Annotated in this window: 15 protein-coding genes; 7 read left to right on the top strand and 8 right to left on the bottom strand. The window is 47.2% G+C overall.

Translation table 11 applies throughout. The annotated features are described in order from the left end of the window. Window positions 1-41 precede the first annotated feature (41 nt). Window positions 42-1,067: a phosphoribosylformylglycinamidine cyclo-ligase gene (gene purM, locus QUB24_RS25215; protein WP_333156331.1), complete on the bottom strand. Its 1,026-nt coding sequence runs from the start codon at window positions 1,065-1,067 to the stop codon at window positions 42-44. Window positions 1,068-1,538: 471 nt separating this feature from the next. Here purM and QUB24_RS25220 point away from each other — a divergent pair, with 471 nt between their 5' ends. The 4 genes from QUB24_RS25220 to QUB24_RS25235 all read left to right on the top strand — a co-directional run bounded on the left by QUB24_RS25220 (window position 1,539) and on the right by QUB24_RS25235 (window position 8,402). Beyond that, a complete protein-coding gene (locus tag QUB24_RS25220; protein ID WP_333156332.1) occupies window positions 1,539-2,636 on the top strand; it encodes a septal ring lytic transglycosylase RlpA family protein in 1,098 nt (365 codons plus the stop codon). A 603-nt stretch (window positions 2,637-3,239) separates the two neighbouring features. Then, on the top strand, window positions 3,240-4,829 hold the full coding sequence (locus tag QUB24_RS25225) for a bifunctional pantoate--beta-alanine ligase/(d)CMP kinase (protein ID WP_333156333.1): 1,590 nt from the start codon (window positions 3,240-3,242) through the stop codon (window positions 4,827-4,829). Window positions 4,830-5,020: 191 nt separating this feature from the next. Beyond that, window positions 5,021-6,445: a glycosyltransferase family 4 protein gene (locus tag QUB24_RS25230; protein WP_333156344.1), complete on the top strand. Its 1,425-nt coding sequence runs from the start codon at window positions 5,021-5,023 to the stop codon at window positions 6,443-6,445. Between the two features lie 34 nt (window positions 6,446-6,479). Then, window positions 6,480-8,402 carry a hypothetical protein gene (locus QUB24_RS25235; RefSeq protein WP_333156334.1) on the top strand — a complete coding sequence of 641 codons (1,923 nt, stop codon included), beginning with the start codon at window positions 6,480-6,482 and terminating at the stop codon, window positions 8,400-8,402. Window positions 8,403-8,811: 409 nt separating this feature from the next. Here QUB24_RS25235 and QUB24_RS25240 read toward each other — a convergent pair whose 3' ends face one another. Together QUB24_RS25240 and upp are read right to left on the bottom strand one after the other, a co-directional pair. Next, a complete protein-coding gene (locus tag QUB24_RS25240) occupies window positions 8,812-8,958 on the bottom strand; it encodes a hypothetical protein (protein WP_332946242.1) in 147 nt (48 codons plus the stop codon). A 320-nt stretch (window positions 8,959-9,278) separates the two neighbouring features. After that, window positions 9,279-9,914, bottom strand: coding sequence for a uracil phosphoribosyltransferase (upp, locus tag QUB24_RS25245; RefSeq protein WP_333147071.1), 636 nt, complete (start codon window positions 9,912-9,914; stop codon window positions 9,279-9,281). 603 nt (window positions 9,915-10,517) lie between these two features. On the opposite strand from upp, the gene QUB24_RS25250 reads away from it, so the two are divergent. After that, complete coding sequence (locus QUB24_RS25250) at window positions 10,518-11,090, top strand: DUF4360 domain-containing protein (RefSeq protein ID WP_333156335.1); 573 nt, start codon at window positions 10,518-10,520, stop codon at window positions 11,088-11,090. Here the strand turns inward: QUB24_RS25250 and QUB24_RS25255 are convergent. The 4 genes from QUB24_RS25255 to QUB24_RS25270 all read right to left on the bottom strand — a co-directional run bounded on the left by QUB24_RS25255 (window position 11,087) and on the right by QUB24_RS25270 (window position 15,211). Continuing rightward, on the bottom strand, window positions 11,087-11,326 hold the full coding sequence (locus QUB24_RS25255) for a hypothetical protein (protein ID WP_333156336.1): 240 nt from the start codon (window positions 11,324-11,326) through the stop codon (window positions 11,087-11,089). The two genes, QUB24_RS25250 and QUB24_RS25255, sit on opposite strands and share 4 nt — an antisense overlap. Before the next feature lie 221 nt (window positions 11,327-11,547). Continuing rightward, entirely contained in the window at window positions 11,548-12,795 is a 1,248-nt protein-coding gene (locus QUB24_RS25260) for a URC4/urg3 family protein (RefSeq protein WP_333156337.1), read from the bottom strand. Continuing rightward, complete coding sequence (locus tag QUB24_RS25265) at window positions 12,792-13,874, bottom strand: adenylate/guanylate cyclase domain-containing protein (protein ID WP_333156338.1); 1,083 nt, start codon at window positions 13,872-13,874, stop codon at window positions 12,792-12,794. Before QUB24_RS25265 ends, QUB24_RS25260 begins: the two co-directional genes overlap by 4 nt. An 89-nt stretch (window positions 13,875-13,963) precedes the next feature. After that, entirely contained in the window at window positions 13,964-15,211 is a 1,248-nt protein-coding gene (locus QUB24_RS25270; protein ID WP_333156339.1) for a GTP cyclohydrolase II, read from the bottom strand. Window positions 15,212-15,624: 413 nt separating this feature from the next. Between QUB24_RS25270 and QUB24_RS25275 the strand changes: the two genes are divergently transcribed. Both QUB24_RS25275 and queC read left to right on the top strand, forming a co-directional pair. Next, the gene (locus tag QUB24_RS25275; RefSeq protein ID WP_333156340.1) at window positions 15,625-16,959 is read left to right on the top strand and encodes a cytosine deaminase; all 1,335 of its coding nucleotides are present in this window, start codon (window positions 15,625-15,627) and stop codon (window positions 16,957-16,959) included. Between the two features lie 247 nt (window positions 16,960-17,206). Then, complete coding sequence (gene queC / locus QUB24_RS25280) at window positions 17,207-17,881, top strand: 7-cyano-7-deazaguanine synthase QueC (protein ID WP_333156342.1); 675 nt, start codon at window positions 17,207-17,209, stop codon at window positions 17,879-17,881. 105 nt (window positions 17,882-17,986) lie between these two features. Here queC and QUB24_RS25285 read toward each other — a convergent pair whose 3' ends face one another. After that, entirely contained in the window at window positions 17,987-18,499 is a 513-nt protein-coding gene (locus tag QUB24_RS25285; protein WP_015179403.1) for a tetratricopeptide repeat protein, read from the bottom strand. Between the last annotated feature and the right edge of the window lie 300 nt (window positions 18,500-18,799).

The following is an 18,799-nucleotide window of genomic DNA, read 5'->3' on the forward strand; positions in this document are numbered from 1 at the left end:
AGCAAAGCGAAGCAATCTTCACCCCCTGCGATTGCTTCCTACTAATTACCCATGATCAATTCTCCTTTCCCCTCAATCACTTCCCCGATCGCGAACGCACCAATTCCCTGAGACTCAAACCATTTAACAGCCTGTTCTACTTCCCTGGCATCAAGCAACAGCACAAAGCCAATCCCCATATTAAAAGTATTGAACATATCTGCTGTGGCAACTTCGCCCGCTTCAGCAATCCACTGGAAAATTGGCAAATTTGGCCAGCTATTGCTGTCAATTTTCACGGATTGATTTGCGCCCAAACACCGGGGCAAATTTTCCGGCAAACCGCCGCCCGTAATGTGAGCCATGCCGTGAATTTCTAGACCACTCTTAATTGCTTCGAGGACTGGTTTAACATAAATTTTAGTCGGAGTTAGCAGCACTTCTCCTAAAGTTTTGCCACCTAACTTTTCGGGTTGGGAATCCCAGGCAAAACCCCGATCGCCCGCAATTTTTCTCACCAAACTAAAACCGTTGCTGTGCACGCCCGAACTTGCCAGCCCCACAGCCACATCTCCCACCTGCACCCGCGAACCGTCCAACAATTTGCTCTTTTCGACAATACCCACGCAAAACCCCGCCAAATCGTACTCACCCGCTTGGTAAAAACCGGGCATTTCTGCCGTTTCCCCTCCGAGTAAAGCACAGCCCGCTTGCTTGCAACCGTCAGCAATCCCGGCCACCACCGCAGCTAATTGTTCGGGATTTAACTTTCCCGTCGCTAAATAATCGAGAAAAAAGAGGGGTTCGGCCCCGGATGTCAGCACGTCGTTGACGCACATCGCCACCAAGTCGATACCTACCGTGTCGTGCCGATCGAGATTGTGGGCCAATTTCAACTTAGTCCCAACACCGTCAGTACCCGAAACCATCACCGGCTCTTTTAAACCCTCCGGGACGCTGAAAAACCCGCTAAACCCGCCGAATCCGCCCAAAACTCCCGATCTGTGCGTGCTCTTGACCATACTCCCGATGCGCGAGACAAAAGCTCTGCCCGCCTCAACATCCACACCTGCTTCTCGATAATCCATAAGTCCGCCAAATCGATTTCTTCTAATTTTTAGTTTATTCCCATAACAGTTGACAAACAGCTTTTTTAAGACTAGCCATTCCGTAGCCCACAAAATACACTAAAGTTTTGTAAATTTTTGTAAATTTTTCCGTAATGGCTGAAATGGCTGTAAGCACTGGAACTAAAGGGTTTTATGATAGAGGGTTTTGAGAAAATTTGATGAGGATTTGGTGAAAATCGCGATCGCAGCGATCCCCAACCGCAAAAGTTTGTGGTAGTCTGTTGCAGTTCGTGAACAAAACACAAATTGCGGATCGAGTATGAGTTGTCAAGTGTCAGGGAATTTTCCGCCAATTTTTTTTGGGGCGGAAGCATTAAAGCAAAAACGCACCCGGATACTTTGCTTTGACTCACGGGGGAATGGCGAAGGGCAAGAGAGAAATCCTTGAGGCCCGCCGCCAAATGGCCAATCCTCCAATCTCGGTTGGCAATGGCTATTCACAAAAATGGACGTATGAAGGAAAAATTTGTTGGTGGTCTACTCGCTGTCCTGTTAGTTCCTATGGTAGGAACGGCATCCTCTTGTCACGCACAAGCAACAGGTGCCGACAACCGAAACTCTCAGTCCGAGCAAGTAATTGCCACCCAACCGTCCCGGCAGTTAAACGCTACTCGGGTCGAAGCGCAAAAAGTCGGACAGTATCAGTATCAAGCAAGAGCTGAAATTGCCCGAGACTCGATCGCCAAAATTCAGCCCCACAACTTAGGCGGGCGACAAGCAGCGACAGTCTACGTGCGAAACATTCCAGTCATCACCTTTCTGAACGCGAATCCGGAAACAAAAACGCCTTTGGGAGAAACTGGCAACAGCCAAGCCGGTGCTAGCAGTCCGTCAAAAGTAGCGGGCGCCAGAGAAAATCCCAAAGTCGGAAACATTGCCAGCAAATCCAGCAACCAAGAACCTGATCCAGTTTGGCGGGCATCAACCTTAGCAGCAAGACTCAATCAGCTAGCCCGCAACAACATCGATCCCAACAGCATTACCGTTAAGTGGGAAAAAGGCGATCGCTACATTATCCAGGCAAACGGCGAGGACTTGGTAAAAATCAACGCCGAAACCATCCTCCCCGACACCACCAGGGACTTTAGCCGAGACGCCCTGCAAGCAACCAATCGCCTCCGCCGGCTTCTGGGCAACGCCCCACCCCTGGAAGAAGTCGCAGGCAAACCCCAACCAGAACCCGCTGTGCTGTCTATGGGCCCAATTCAAGTGCGCCTCAGCGGCTGGGCTTCCTGGTACGGCCCGGGATTTGACGGCAACCTCAGCGCCAGCGGCGAGCGTTTCAACCAAAATGATTTGACCGCAGCCCACCCCAATTTGCCTTTTGGAACGAGAGTCATGGTGAGAAATCTCGACAACGGCCGCACCGTAGTCGTCCGCATTAACGACCGCGGCCCCTATGTGGGCGATCGGCTCATTGACTTGTCCGCCGGCGCCGCCAGCGTACTGGGAATGATCGGCAGTGGCGTTGCCAGAGTGGAAATCCAAGTGATCGAACCGCAGCAGCAAACAACTGGTGGACGCTGAAGGTTGATTAACAGTAAGACTTTTTCTGAAATTTGCTAACAATCACTTAAATTTGCCTTCTTGTCTTTATCTCAGATAGAATGAATTTAGCCACTCAGATGTAGGTGAAAAACCTTGGTAGTACGCAACCGCTATATAAATAAGTTGCCTCTACATTATCAAAGCAAATAATCAGATTGGCTAATAGCTGTAAGCGATAACCAAGCTGAAGGCAAGAATATAAGTGCTTGTAGAAAATTCTACGGGCATCGGTTGATACGCCTTAGTTGAGATCAGCTCTCAACTTATGTATTTGTTAGCATTTGTTAGCAAAAAAGTATCGGCAGAAAGTAGAATAAAACTGACATCTTGCACCATTGTCAACAACGGGCTCTGGGGCCCGTTCCACAAAGAATGAGTTTTCTTGTGGAACAGGCCCCAGAGCCTGTTCCTAAACAAGTAATTGAGAATAGTGCAAGATGTGAGATAAAACTGACATCTTGCACCATTCTTTGTGGAAGAAGCCCGAAAGCCTGTTCTTGAGGATAGTGCAGCATCTCAGATCCAACAAATTCTGACAAACAAATTCTGCCTTCTGCCGAATGCCTTCAGGAGATTCTACCGGTGCGCCTGTTTACTACCATTGCAGCACTTCGCTGCTACTTAAATTTACAAAAGTCTGCTGCACCTCATTTGACAGTCGGTTTGGTGCCGACGATGGGAGCTTTGCACGCAGGGCATCTGAGCTTGATCCAGCGGGCAAGGCAAGAAAATGCGATCGCCCTGGTCAGCATTTTTGTCAACCCGCTGCAATTTGGGCCGACAGAAGATTTTCAAGATTATCCTCGGAATATCGAGCAAGACCGGCTGTTGTGCCAACAAGCTGGGGTTGATGCCATATTTGCTCCCTCAGCAACAGAAATGTTCGGCCATCAAGCAGTCGGCACAGAAACAGAGCAAACCGCCCAAAAACAGATAGAGATTCACCTTTCATCCTTAACTCAAGTAGTGCCGCCACCGGCGATGACATCGGTTTTGTGCGGCAAAGCAAGGCCCGGTCATTTTCAGGGCGTCGCGGCAATTGTTACTAAACTTTTGAGTTTGGTGCAGCCGACAAAAGCTTATTTCGGTCAAAAAGACGCCCAGCAGCTAGCAATTATTCGGAAGCTGGTCTTGGATTTTAACTTGCCTGTAGAGATTGTCGCTTGTCCGATCGTCCGCGAAGAGTCGGGACTGGCAATGAGTTCTCGCAATCAGTATTTAACAGTAGAGCAAAAACAGCAAGCCTCCGTACTCTACCGCGCGCTGCAACAAGCCTCGAAAACTTTTTCTTCAGGCGACCGCACCGCAGCAGCCGCACTCGCTGTCGCCCACGCAGCAGTCGCAGAAGAACCCGCAGTCAAGCTCGAATACGCCGAAATCGTCGAGCCCGACACTTTGACGCCGTTGCAGGTTGTGGAAACAGCGGGACTTTTAGCCGTGGCCGCCAGAGTTGGCTCTACTCGCTTGATTGACAATATAATTCTGAGGAATCGCCGGCCAATTGTGGCGATCGACGGCCCGGCGGGAGCAGGAAAATCTACCGTCACTCGCCTTGCAGCAACAGCTTTGAACTTGTTTTATCTGGATACCGGTGCGATGTATCGGGCGCTGACTTGGCTGGCATTGAAAACAGATACGCCGATTTCCGACGAATGCGCGATCGCCGAATTAATCAGTTCCAGTTATTTGGAATACAACCTCGATCCCGCATCAAAGATGTTGAAGATTAACGGCGAAGACGTAACCGAGGCAATTCGCAGTTTGGAAGTGACATCCCGCGTCTCGGAAATGGCAGCACTTCCCGCCGTGCGGCAGTTTCTGGTGGAGGAACAGCGGCGCTGCGGCACAAAAGGCGGAATTATAGCAGAAGGCCGCGATATCGGCACTAACGTGTTTCCCGATGCGGAACTGAAGATTTTTTTGACGGCTTCGGTACAAGAGCGATCGCGCAGGCGGCTGTTAGAACTTAAAGATAGTGATCGGGCTAATATTAGCTTGGCCCAATTGGAACAAGACATCGCCCTACGGGACGAAAAGGACAGCACCCGCGCGGTTGCACCTTTGCGTAAAGCAGCGGATGCTGTGGAAATTCAAACAGACAATCTGACTGTTGCTGAAGTTATCGATCGGATTGTCGGCTTGTACAAAGAGAGAATCGGCCCTAAAAATTAATTTTACGACCCTGGGGGCGCGCGATCGCCCTCATCTCAAATCCGGTTAACCTCACATCTTGCACTATTCTCGCTTAACAGGCTTTCCGGCCTGTTCCACAAAGAGTGAATTTTCTTGTGGAACAGGCCGAAAAGCCTGTTCCTAAACAAGTAATTGAGAATGGTGCAACATCTCAGTTTATCCCACATCCCATGAAGATTTTGATGCTTTCCTCGACTTTTCCCTATCCGCCAAGCCGCGGAGGAACTCAGGTAAGGACGTTTAATTTATTACAATACTTGAGCCAGCGGCATGAGGTAATTCTCGGCACTGTACGATCGCGCGATGTCACCGACGCACAAATCGACACATTGCGCCAGCACGTTGCAGAATTGGCAGTTTTTCCCCACCCGCAAGTACCCCCCCAACCCCCCCTTGCCAAGGGGGGGCTAACTCTGCACCAGGGGCTTGAGGAGAGCTTCTTGGCTTCCCCGCAATTACCCCCCCAAACCCCCCTTGTCAAGGGGGGGCTAACTCTGCACCAGGGGCTTGAGGAGGGCTTCTTGCCTCCCCCCCTTAATAAGGGGGGGACTGAGGGGGGGTTCTCTGAAATAATAGGAAAATTCCACAGATTCAGTAGATTTTTGTTGTTCGGGACACCTCCGAACGTCCTCTCAAGCTACTCCCAAGCAATGCAGAATTGGGCAGACGAATTAGTAACTGCAGGCAAATGCGATGTTGTCACCTGCGAACACAGCGTTAACGAGATTTACGTGCGTCCAGAATGGCGACAAAAAGTGCTGACAGTGGCAAACATTCACAGTTCCGTTTGGGGAACTTGCAGGGAAATGTTAGCAACCGGCACCTCGGAAAAACCCCTGCGCGATCGACTAAATTTACCCCTACTCGCCCGCTACGAAAAACGCTACTGTTCCAAATTCTCCCGCATTGTCGCGACAACATCCACCGACAGAGAGCAACTCCTAGAATTGCTGTCGCCTCCGGTTCGAGTGCCAGGAAAACAAGATTTTTTTGTACCTCCCATAGATGTAATTCCTAACGGCGTGGATTTAACTCAATTTCCGTACCGGTCGATCGATCCGGGAGGACACACCTTAATTTTTGCAGGCGCAATGAACAATTTGCCCAATATTGACGCGGCACGGTTTCTCAGTTTGCAAATACTGCCGCCTTTGCAGCAGCGCTATCCCGATGCTACCCTCACCTTAGTAGGGGCTTCGCCAGTCCCGGAAGTGCTCGCCTTGGGGGAACTCCCCGGAATTCAAGTAGTAGGCCGGGTGCAAAGGGTGGCAGAATATTTGCATCAAGCTGCTGTTTGTGTGGTGCCGATGCGGATTGGTTTTGGGATTAAAAATAAAACTTTGGAGGCGATGGCTGCGGGAACTCCCGTGGTTGCTAGCGATCGAGGTTTGGAGGGTTTAGCCGTCGATGGCGGCCCACAACTGATCGGGGCCTTGCGGGCGAACAAAGTTCAGGAGTATGTTGAGGCGATCGCCAGTTTGTTTGAAAATCAGCAGCTAAGACAGGAGCTCTCTGTCAGGGCTCGATCGCTCGTGGAAAGCCAATACACTTGGGATATCATAGGTCGGCAGTACGATCGGCTATTGCAATTTTAAACTCTAAATTCTAAAATCTAAATTCTAAAATGGCATGATGGAACACAAAATTAACCCCTCAAAAAATCGAGCCAAACCCCCAGAAAATCCCAAAGTTGCTCCTCCTCCGACAAGACGCCGGCGCCAAACCCGACGCCCCAAAAATCTTCAAGAGTCCCAGCGTCCAATACCTACTCCCCGAACTCGCGCCAGATATCCCTGGAAAAGACTGATAGCTAATTTGACAGCCCTCAGCATCTTGGGTGGCTGTGCAGCTTTAATGGGAGGCGGCGCTTGGCTGAGTTATCAGCTAATCGTCGATCCCAATGGCAACAAGTTGATCTCTCAATTTGTGCCGGAATGGTCGCGCCTGCCTACAGGTAGCAGAGATTCGATCCAAACTCTCGATCAAATCAAAGCCAGCATCCGCAAATTGGGATTCGTAACCGGAGAACCCCTGTCGCTTCCCGTCGATCAATCCCGCGATAATTCTATTTCCGATTTGCTATTGCCGGTGATGGTAGAAAGAACTGTTAAAGCTTCTACTGTTTGCAAAAATCCTTGCCGTCAAATTGTCGAACTTCGGGTGTACAAGCGGGTGCAGCTTCCCGATCGCAGTTCCGATAAAGAGCAGTATTTCCAACTAGCAAGTTCTGTGAATGTAGAAGGCCCTGCAGAATCTTTTGTCATTGCTTCTTTAGCTGACTCTACATCTGACAATCAAGCCTCGAATCAGTCCCTACCCCTAACAGAACTGCGCCGCTTTGACGGAAAGCCCCCCGCATCCGGCATTTGGTTTAATGTCAGCGGTCAACTAAAGCAGGGCGACAAGAAAATTCCCTACGGACAAGTCGTTCGCTACAACCCCAGCCAAAATCATTTAATCTCGCTTTTGGAGTGGACGAGTGCGGCTGGACAACCGCCGAATTGGCAGCAAATTGTTAAGGGCGAAAACCCGCAGTTAGCGATCGACCAAACAGTTGGTTTAGAGCCGCAATTTACCCTTTATCAAATTGGCCCGCGCAAATTTTTGCCGAACCCCGTTCAGTTAACGGCGATTTCTTTAGAAGAAATTGCTTTCAATGACGAGACTTACAAAAATGGGCTGCGACTGGCAAAAAGCGGGCTATGGTCTCCAGCATTAAATGTCATGCGTTTGGCGAAGGGGAAAGCCGGCAAAAATTGGCCTGCTGTCGCGCAAGCTCAGCTAGAAACGATCGAATTTCACGCTAAAATTACTCGGGCTCAGGCGATCGCATCTTGGGCCAGTCCCGGTCAACAAGTTCTCGCAGAATTGATCGACGGCCGCTGGACTGAAGCTTTGCAAGTATTTGAAGCCGATCCGAGTAACAGTCACGAAATAGCCACAACCCTCAAAAATGACGGCGGGCGGATCTGGAACCGCATCGACGCCGCCTTGAGAGTGAATGCCGCTGACGCCGATGTCAAGGCTTGGGGTGCCCTGATTGTAGCGTCTCAAGACGGCACTCGCGAGGCGATGAATTGGCTCGACCAGCAATCAGATACTGACAGCGAAACAAGAAGTCGAATTCGGAATTTGGTCAACAAACTTGAGGAAGCAGTTTCTCAGGCTGAAAGTTTAGAAGACCACAAAAGTCAAATTATGGGTTCTGCTACTTTAATTAACAGTGTCAATCCCGCTGAGTGGCTGGAACCAGAACCGAAAAACGAGTTAAAATTGGCAGGAGAACAAGTTTGGTATCAGGTGCAGGTAGCGAGTTTTTACGACGGTAGCCGCTGGGTTAATTCGCCATTTTCTGATGTTGAAGTGAGCTCTTTTCCTGCTACTCAAGTCAAGTGGCTGTGGGGGCGGCTGGGATTGCAGGCTGACCCCAAGATTAAGATTGAGGTAGCGATGGCTAACGGTCAACAAAGAGTTGCTGTGGGAACGGTGAAAGCAGTGCAGATTCAAGACGGAAGTCTGCGCTTGCTGGCGGCGGTTGACAAGCGATCGTAATCTGGCAGAAAGCATTCGGCAGATATAGCCATCCTCGCATCATTTGTGAATTTCTTACTCCCTCCCCTTGATAAGGGGAGGGTTGGGGTGGGGTCAAAAATTTACGACTCCTGCAAGGATTGCTATAGAACAGTCCCGGAGGCACTCTTGACACAAAGAAACCGGGGTTTTTTACCATTTCTGCCGATTGCAACAGAAGTATTTTCGTAAAAAAACCCGGCTTCCTTCCACCTGTACGTCCAAAACTAGGAAAAAGGAAAATTCTTTCTTTTGCGCCTCCCGTAACTCCGAAAGCAGCGCAATCTCAAAACTCTTTCCCTTGCTCCTCTCGAACTCGGACAACAATGCAGACAAAACTTTTGTTAATTTAATTAATTAACACAACCTGTGCACAAAAAACCCCGAGATGTCAAATCGCGCCCTTTTTAGAGAGTGCTGCAATCATCTGCCGTTTCACTGCTTTAGCCCAAAGCTCAAACTCCAAACTGTTGATATTCTGAATTTTCACTTCCTCAACAGGCTGAGTTGGGGCTTCTTTCTGTGCTGTAGTCTCCATTCTTTTTTCCTCGTCCAATAATTGTTAGTAGTCGATCAAAAACGGTAAGCATCATACATCTATTTTATGACAAATAATTCCTGCGATTAATTACACTAAAGGCAGAGAATTACACCATAAAATGCAGTAAATACATTGAGATAATGCAATTTACGAATTTAACGAAAAAAATCCTACAACCCTTGCTATATATAGGCTTTTCCTGACATTAAAATCTTACAATTTACATTGTCTGGCACTATCAAACCAATAGTTATGTTAGTAAACTTATTTTTCAATGAATGTATTGACATATACAGCAGAAAATAATTTTCTTGAATTCACATAGTCCCGTAAAGTCGATCGCCCGCATCTCCCAATCCCGGTACAATATAGCCATGCTCGTCTAAACACTCGTCAACAGCAGCCGTATAAATCTGCACGTCAGGGTGTTGTTCGTGAAAGTGCCCCACTCCCTCCGGTGCCGCCAGCAAGCACAAAAATTTAATAGACTTCGGATTAACTTCTTTCAGCCTATCAACTGCCGCCACTGCTGAATTACCAGTAGCCAGCATCGGATCGACAATTAAAACATCTCGCTGTTCGATATCCTGGGGAACTTTGAAATAATATTCGATCGCCATCCGAGTTGTCGGATCGCGGTACAAACCAATATGTCCTACCCTTGCGGACGGAATCAGTTCTAAAATACTATCTAACAATCCCTGACCGGCACGCATAATCGAAATAATAACAATTTTCTTTTCTGCAGCCAGCACCGGTGCATTCATTTTTGCGATCGGCGTTTCTATTAGTTCGTATTTTAGCGGCAAATCTCGCGTCACTTCATAGGCTAGCAGCATTCCAATCTCTTTCAGCAGTTGGCGAAATTTCGCCGTGCTCGTTTGAGTTTGCCGCATAAGAGTTAACTTGTGCTGTATCAAAGGATGGTCGATGACAGTAACTTTAGCACTCATTTTTTTGAAGAATTAATTGGCTTTATTCTAACTTATCAGCCCTCGAGGCATTCTTGACGCAAAAAAAACCCGGTTTCTGCCGCCCCTGCGTCCGGGACTACTTATATCAAACCCCTATTGAAAACACGAATATCGCGCGCATAAAATTCGCTCCGACAATTGCCTTTCATCCGCCCAGCGCGACACTAAGTATGCGAGGTTGGAAAATACACAAATATGTTATTCTCTCGTTTCCTCTCCTTCCCGCACTCTTCCTAAGAACGCAGATCCGGGCCCAAAAGCCTCCCCACTGGTTTCGCTGTCTCGCGCTCCATCCAAGCCCAATAACACAGATCCGGAGTTTCGCACCGAAATCTTCCGGAACTTTTACCAACAGATATGAATCTTAAGAAGTATCAACATAAAACCTATTCTTTCGATTAATTCACTAATCGAAAAAACCTGAATAGGAACTGCACATGAGGTCATAAACTTGGCTTGACTGGCTTTTCATCTTGCAACATGAAGGCTGCCATATCCAAGTTTAAAACACATTACCTAAATACAGTTCCATTTTTTTAGGGTGCTCCTAACACACAACTGAACTTATTAAGGAGAACATCCATGAAGTTTGTAAAACTATTGCTAGCTACGGCATTAATGACTGCTTCTATCAGCCCCGCCTTGGCTAATCCTGCAGTTCAAATTTTAGGTGCAAGCTACGGCGGTAGCGGTTGCCCCGATCGCTCCGCCAGCGTCAGCGTCAGCCCCGACGGTCAAGAACTGACCATCCTATTTGATAAGTTTGCAGCCCAGGGAAATGTCTCAACAGAAAGCCGGAAAAGTTGCAATCTGAGCATTCCCATCCAAGTACCCCAAGGCTACCAAATTTCTATCTACGATGCTGATTACCGCGGCTACGTGGCTCCCAAAACCACAGGCAACCTGCGGGCAGAATACTTTTTTGCTGGAACCCGCGGCCCAGTTTTTAATCGGAATTTCAGCGGCGAAACTAACTACAATGTTCGAGATAGCTTAGCCACTGTAGCGAATGTGTGGTCTCGCTGCGGCGACAGTGTAAATATGAGAGTAAATGCTGCAATGACAGCCCGCGGTGCTGGCATGGCCACCGTTGACTCCTTCGATTTGGCTCATCGCGGTTTAGTTTATCACGTCAAATATCGCACTTGCCGCTAAGCAGCTTGTGGGAGTGTAGTGTGAGGTATAGTTTTCAGGTTTGAATTTGGAATTTTGAGTTTAAAGTTGGAAGAGGGAATAATTTTCCCTCTTCCTTCTTCCTTCTTCCCTCTTTCTTCTTCCCTCTTCCTTCTTCCCTCTTCTTGACATCCGTTACGTCTGATATCTTGCACCATTGTCAGCAACAGGCAAGATGCCTGTTCCACAAGAAAGTTTATATTTTGTGGAACAGGCATCTTGCCTGTTCATAAAAAGCTAATTGAGAATGGTGCAACATATGACTTAGATCCGTTACATAATCCGTTGCCCAACTTCCCTCTTCCTTCTTCCTTCTTCCTGACATCCGTTACATCCGTTACATCCGTTACATCCCGTACATTGCTCGTTGCCGAACTTCCTTCTTCCTGACATCCGTTACATCCCGTACATTGCTCGTTGCCGAACTTCCCTCTTCCCTCTAAAACACCGTCCCGTCACTTTCAATCTGAATTGGCGGCACTCCACCGGGCCTCAATTCGCCCGCAATTTTCCGCCCCGCCGCCCAAGTTCCTCCTTGCAAAATCTTCACCAGCGGCAATTCTGTCGCACTCAAATGCAGCTTTTCTCGAATAGCTGCGGCAATTTTATCTAAAAGATTGACAGTGAGCGATCGCCATTCCACTATAACTTCCGAACCAGGCAAGTAACTCTGTTCAAAAATAGCCGAATCTTTTGCCTGCAGCAGCCCGATATCCAAACACAAACCGCCGTTGCGGTACTCCGGCAATCCCGTTAACTCATCCAATCCAGTCACTTCTAAACCAAGTTCCTGCAGCGGTTCCAACAGCGAATAAGTCAACCACTGCGAGAGTTTGTGAAACGGCACCAATTCATCGCCGAGATTTTCTCCTGTTAAAGCCGGATGCCGCCAAACATCGCCTAAATTAACGCCACCAATTGTATATCTTCCCGGCCAAATTTCCCCAAAACTGGTCAAAACAGCGCTCAACACGATCGCAGCATTCACAGTTTTGTCTCCAGAAACCTCACTGTCGAGCAAGTATTTTGCTAAATTGCCGGGACGCGGGTTTTCGCTGCCAAATAATAATGGATGCTGGCAAATCGCATTTCCCAAACGCTGCAATAATTCTAATCTGCCTGTTAAACCAACTAGCGGATTGTCTCGACTTACCTGAAATCCCGCAGCTAAGGTTTCTAGTTTTAATTGAGAAAGTCCCTGAGAATCAGCTTGCCAAGGAAAATCGGGATTGCTGGAAAAAACACCTTGACAAAACATCCGCAAGCTGGCTATTGCTAACCCTTCAGAACGGCGGTAAACCTGCCCGGTTTCTTGTTCACAATACTGCCAATCTGCACCAGCACCGGCATCGAGCAAAACGCTGACAATTGCTAAATCAAATTTGATCTTAGCTTGCTCTATGAGTGCAAATTCTGCTAAAGCTGCATTCAATTCGGCGAGTCGCGACAAGTTGCCAGCTTCAAAATGTCGCCAGCGACTGTGAAAGGGAATGTTAAAATCGGGATACTGTTGGTGCGTTGTGTCAATTACATAATTTGCTGCTTTGTCGAGTTGGGATAAATCGACGCGGAAGTAGCGAAGTTTGTCCTGGCTGGCTAAATCAAAAAGCCGATCGCACTTTTGACGAATAGCAGCCGGCGTTCTCAGATATTCTACAGTCTCCAGTTCACTATTGCCCAAGTTCATACTACCAAACAGCGGTAAACATCGTTTTCTTGAAAAAAGTCAAACTGACTGTAATCTAAAAGATTATCTAAAATCGCATTTTTATCGATTTTGATCAGCTTATATTCCCACTTCGACCCGCTGACTTCGCGTTTTATGTGATCGGAAACTATCACCGAGTTTTTTTCTTTTCCCGGAGACACTATTTTACTTAAATCTTCCAGCCTGTCCGCGATGTGAATATCTTTTCCGTAAGTGCAAGACCTAAATATATATAAATTTCCCTTAGCAACTCCCACCGACAAGCCACAAGGTATTTGATTGGCGTTAATAAAAAGTTTCCAATTCTCGCACAGACTTTCCATTGCCGCTAAGGCTGAGTGAGCTTCCGGGAAAGTCAACAAATGCGAATCACCAACAATACTCCGAATTGTGCCACCGTATTCTTCGCAAATTGTTTTTTCAAAAGTATCAAAGTTTGTGAGCAAATATTCAACGTCTTTGATAGAATTAGATTCTTGATAAGCTATAAAACCTCTCAAATCTGCTTTAATTATTGCTTGATTCTTGATGATTCGCGTTTTGTAACTTTGGTCAACTTTGTATACTTTTTCAGGTTCGCTCATCCCTTTCAAAGAAAACTCGTTGACAAAAGACGTTTGCACTTCTGCTTTGTTGAGCGCCAGCCATGCTGCTTGGGACAAATATATTTCATCCGGCGGAGTTACTGATTCTATGCGCGCTGTTAAATTCACCGTATCGCCAAAGATATCTTTATCTTGATGCAAGACATCTCCTAATGTAATCGACACGCGAATAGCCAATCGTTCGTCGTTCGCCTTGCTAGATTGTTGCGCTCTCAATTCTTGCTGCATTTCTATGGCGGCTACAGCCGCTGCTGTGACGCTAGGAAAAATTATCCAAAATGAATCACCTTCCCCTTTAATCACGCTGCCTTCATTTCTGGCGCTAATATCTGAAACAAAAGTTTTATGCTCGTTTAACAAACTACTTAAGTCCGACTGAGATAATTTTTTGACTCTGACGGTATATCCGCAAATATCTGTTTTTACGATCACAGTAGAACGCAAATTAGCCATAACCTACCCTGACTGATCAAAAACCAGCAATAAACTTTATTTAGCAAAGACGCGATTGTTCGCGCCCGATCGGTCGCGTCTTCGCCCTCTCAATCTCCTAAATCGCGTCCGATCGCTTCTGCAAGAATTGTAGCATCTGGCACAGGGTCTGGCGTGTAGTAGCCGGCGGCTTTTTTGGCGACGATTTCGACTTGTGCGTCTGCGGGAATCCAATCTTCAGGAATGGGGATGCGATCGACCACCTGAATGCCAGAATTGATAATCGCATTGTATTTCATATCGCTCATAGAAACTAAACTGTCAATGCGAGAGATCCCCAACCAGTGCAGCACGTCTGGCATTAGTTCTTGAAACCGCATATCTTGAACTCCCGCCACACATTCAGTGCGCGTAAAATAGGCATCAGCGCGATCGCCGCCTTGCTGCCGTTTTCTGGCATTGTACACCAAAAACTTAGTCACTTCCCCCAAAGCTCTCCCTTCCTTGCGGAAGTAAACAATTACCCCAGAACCGCCGGCTTGTGCCGTTTGGATGCAAATTTCCATCCCATGTACCAAATAAGGGCGACAAGTGCAGATATCGGAACTGAAGACATCAGAACCGTTGCATTCATCGTGTACCCGTACCGCCAACTGCTTATCCGGGTCAGAAATATTCGCGACATCGCCAATAATATAAACCGTAGTTCCGCCAATTGGTGGCAAGAAAACCTGTAAGTCCGGCCGCGTCACTAAATCCGAGAACATTCCGCCTGTTTGCTCGAAGAGGACACGGCGGAGAACGCTTTCTTGGGCGCCGATTCGCCGAGCAATTCCCGGCAAATACCACACCGGGTCGATCGCAATTTTAGTTACTGCTAAATTGCCACCTGCTTTGACTATTTTACCATCAATTTGCACTCGCCCCTTAGCGATAGCATCTTGCAATTCCGGCATATTCATGTGAGCTTTAGTGACAGCAATTGTCGGGCGAATATCATATCCCTCCTGGAGAAATGAAGTATAAACTTCGCTAACCAAACCCCCAAATGGATCGAGAGAAACAATCAAATTAGGATCGCCCCAACTCGGGTGCGGCCCGATGTGTGCCGCCGGAGAGGTGTTGGTAAAATCGGGGCGGTGATCTGCTTGGAGTGCGCCGGAAGCCACTGCTAGCGCGCGATAAACAGAGTAGGAACCAGAATGAGTGCCGATCGCATTCCGGTGAGACGATTTGGTGAGGCTACCAATCACAGGCCCCCGTTTCAGGGGATCGATTTCTCCCCAGTAAATGGGATGAGGTTTTGTGCCAGATCTGTCGGGATGGGATGTTAAAACTATATGCTTGGGTTTTGACACAGTTGTTTTTGGCTCTTGCTATGGATGCTGCTGTTGGTTGAAAGTGAAATTGCAATTTGAAGCAGTGATTTATGATAGCAAAAGGATTCAGGATCTGGAAGTATCCGGCATAGCCAAACTCGTGACGCTGATTTTCGCGCTGTCCTGAAAATATAAAAATTTTATATTTGTGCTTCAGTGATCAGGGCTGCCGTACCAACAACAAAGCTACCTATTTAATCGAAGTTTCTTTAGCGCTTCTATTTCATTTGTGCATGAGATTTTTTTGAACTAACCACAGAGGGCGCAGAGGAGGCAGAGGCTCTATAAAAGAGAGAAAGAGGAAAAGAGAGATGTTCACAATTCCTGCAAGGGTTGTTATAGTTACAACTGGTAGCCAGTAATTATCAACAAAATACTAACTCACAAAATTAATGTTGCCAAGTACATCTAATTATTTGCTCAAAAATGGTCGCGTACCCGCGTCTCTTCTAGAGATGAAATCGAGCGCGGCCTCAGCTTCTACTGTGGCGACAACGGGGAGTGAGAACAATTTGTGTTTGGTGGATTTGGAAATTGCAGCAGGGACGATCGCCCAAATTATCCCAGCAGGTACAAAACCTGTCTCCTCCTCTGGAGATATCCCAGTTGTAGATTTGCAGGGCGGCTTAGTTTGGCCTTGTTTTGTGGATATGCACACCCATTTAGACAAAGGCCACATTTGGGAACGATCGCCCAATCCCGATGGAACTTTTGCCAGCGCGATCGAAGCGGTAGGCGCTGATGCCCAAAAAAACTGGAATGCAGAGGATGTTTATCGGCGAATGGAGTTTGGCCTCAAGTGCAGCTACGCCCACGGAACCAAGGCTATCCGCACTCACATCGACAGCGCGGGCGAACAGGGAACCGTTAGTTTGGGAGTATTTGAAGCGCTGCAAGCCGAATGGGGCGATCGGCTGATCTTGCAAGCAGTTTCCCTGGTTTCCCTCGACTATTTCCTGACACCCGCCGGCGAAAAATTAGCCGATCGCATAGCCCAAATCGGCGGCATTCTCGGCGGCTTCGCCTATATGAATCCCGACTTAGACAAACAACTCGATCGAGTTTTTGCCTTAGCCAAAGAACGAAATTTACACCTCGACTTCCACACCGACGAAAACGACGCTCCAGAATCAGTAACATTGCGGGAAGTCGCAAAAACCGCCATCCGTCATAATTTTGCAGGTCAAATCATCTGCGGACACTGCTGTAGTTTAGCCGTACAACCGTCAGATTTAGTAACAGAAACTCTGGAATTAGTCAAGGAAGCAAATATTGGCATTGTCAGCTTGCCGATGTGCAACCTTTACCTGCAAGACCGAGAATCTGGGCATACACCGCGTTGGCGGGGAGTGACACTGTTGCACGAACTCAAAGCAGCCGGAATTCCCGTTGCAGTTGCTAGCGACAATTGCCGCGATCCGTTTTACGGATTTGGCGACCATGATGTTTTGGAAGTTTTTAATATGGCAGTCCGCATCGCTCATTTAGATAGGCCCTATGGAGACTGGCCCTGTGCAGTGACGAAGACTCCTGCAGATTTAATGGGATTGCCGAATTTAGGACGAATTGCAGTTGGTTTACCTGCTGATTTGATTTTGTTTAAGGCGCGGAATTTCAGCGAATTGTTATCTAGATCCCAGGGCGATCGCACAGTTTTGCGGCAGGGCATTAAAATTGATACAACTTTGCCCGATTACCGCGAACTAGACGAATTGTTAGGAACTTAAATCTGACATCCTGCATCAATCTCAAGAACAGGCAAGATGCCTGTTCCACAAAAGATGAATTTTCTTTCTACTCGTTACTAGGCAGAGGCTGGGAACCAGTTAATTGAGTTTTGTGGAACGGGCATCTTGCCCGTTCTTGACAATGGTATAATATGTAGGTTTTAAAAAGCATTTAGCATTGCTATATTGTCAATTTGCCACTAATTTGATATAAATATAAAAGCTAATTCGAGTGAGGATGTTTTAAGTGAAAGCAGTTATTTTATTGTCGGGAGGGCTAGATTCCTCAACAGTTTTGTATCAAGCCAAAGCCGACGGCTGCGAGTGTTACGCTATTTCCTTTGACTACAAGCAAAGACATCGGCGGGAGTTGGAATCAGCAAGGGCGATCGCACTTTCGGCAGCGGTTAAGGCACATCAGATAGTAAACTTTGACTTGACACTGTGGGGCGGTTCGGCTTTGACGGATAATGAGATGGAATTGCCGATCGATCGCAATCTTGCAGAAATGTCCCAAAACATCCCAATTACCTACGTTCCTGCCAGAAATACAATCTTTCTCAGCTTTGCCCTCGCCTACGCAGAAACTCTAGAAGCCGATCGCATTTACATCGGCGTCAACGCTTTAGATTATTCTGGCTATCCCGACTGTCGCCTCGATTACATCCAAGCCATGCAGGAAGTATTTCGGTTAGGAACAAAGCAGGGAAGAGAAGGAGAACCTATTAAAATTATAACACCTTTGATCGAACTTAAAAAAACCGAAATTATTCAATTAGGCAACAAATTAGGAGTACCTTGGGAGCAAACTTGGTCTTGCTACGCAGGCGGCGAAAATGCCTGCGGCGTTTGCGATTCTTGTCGGTTGCGGCTGGCTGCTTTTGAGGAATTGGGATTAAAAGATCCGGTGCCTTACGCTTAAATATGACTTACGCATTTCGTAGGGTGCGTCAGAGGTAAAACCTAATTATTTCGTACTCGCTTCAAGCCTGACGCACCTTACAAACAAAACTAAAATTTAGGCGGCTTATTTACCTTCCGGCTCATCCTCAACTTCCGGTTGACCCTGGTCTTCCTGGTTAAACTTAATTTCATTTTGCAGCGAATTCAACGGGACTAAAAGCATATCAGCTATTTGCGATTGTCCTCTAGCCCTGTAGATATCTATCGCTTTCTGAACATCTTCTACTGCACCCTGTAGGTTTTCTAATAAAGTTTGAGCATCAGCGCGAACCATATGCGCTTCGGGAAAGCTAGGATTGAGATTAATTGCTTGAGTTAAAAGTTCAACTGATTCTTTATATTGTCCTTTGCGAGCGAGGTCTAATCCTTGTTGATAAAGTTCTTGAGCTTTCATAATGTTTTTTAATTTCTGCTGTTCATCGCGCTTGCATAAAGGATCGAGTCTATTTACTTGACCTGATGAATCAATTATAAAGCACCCTGGTTCTTCCTGAGCAGTCGCTACAGTCTGAAAAAGAGGTAGAGACGCAATAATTACAGAAGAAAAAACAGAAATTAAGTAGGGGTGTTTCAGCATTACTGGTACTGTTTAAATATTATTTACAGCAGATTCCACGTTTATAAAGTACAACCGAAAGCGATCCCTGTAGGGACACGGCAATGCCGTGTCCCTACACTTCATAAACCTGCAATGCGCTATATGTAGACAGATATCATACCTGTCTGGTTCCAAATGTAACATTGGTCATAGCAATAGGTGATTTATATCACTTACAGTGAAATGCTCTGCTCGTAACATCCTATAGCGCCTCGCGTGAGAACCCCGGTCTTTTAAGCCGGGGATGAAACGCAGTTGTAGCCTTTAGGCTACGAGTGT

The sequence above is a fragment of the Microcoleus sp. B9-D4 genome, assembly GCF_036705105.1.
Taxonomy (GTDB): Bacteria; Cyanobacteriota; Cyanobacteriia; order Cyanobacteriales; family Microcoleaceae; genus Microcoleus.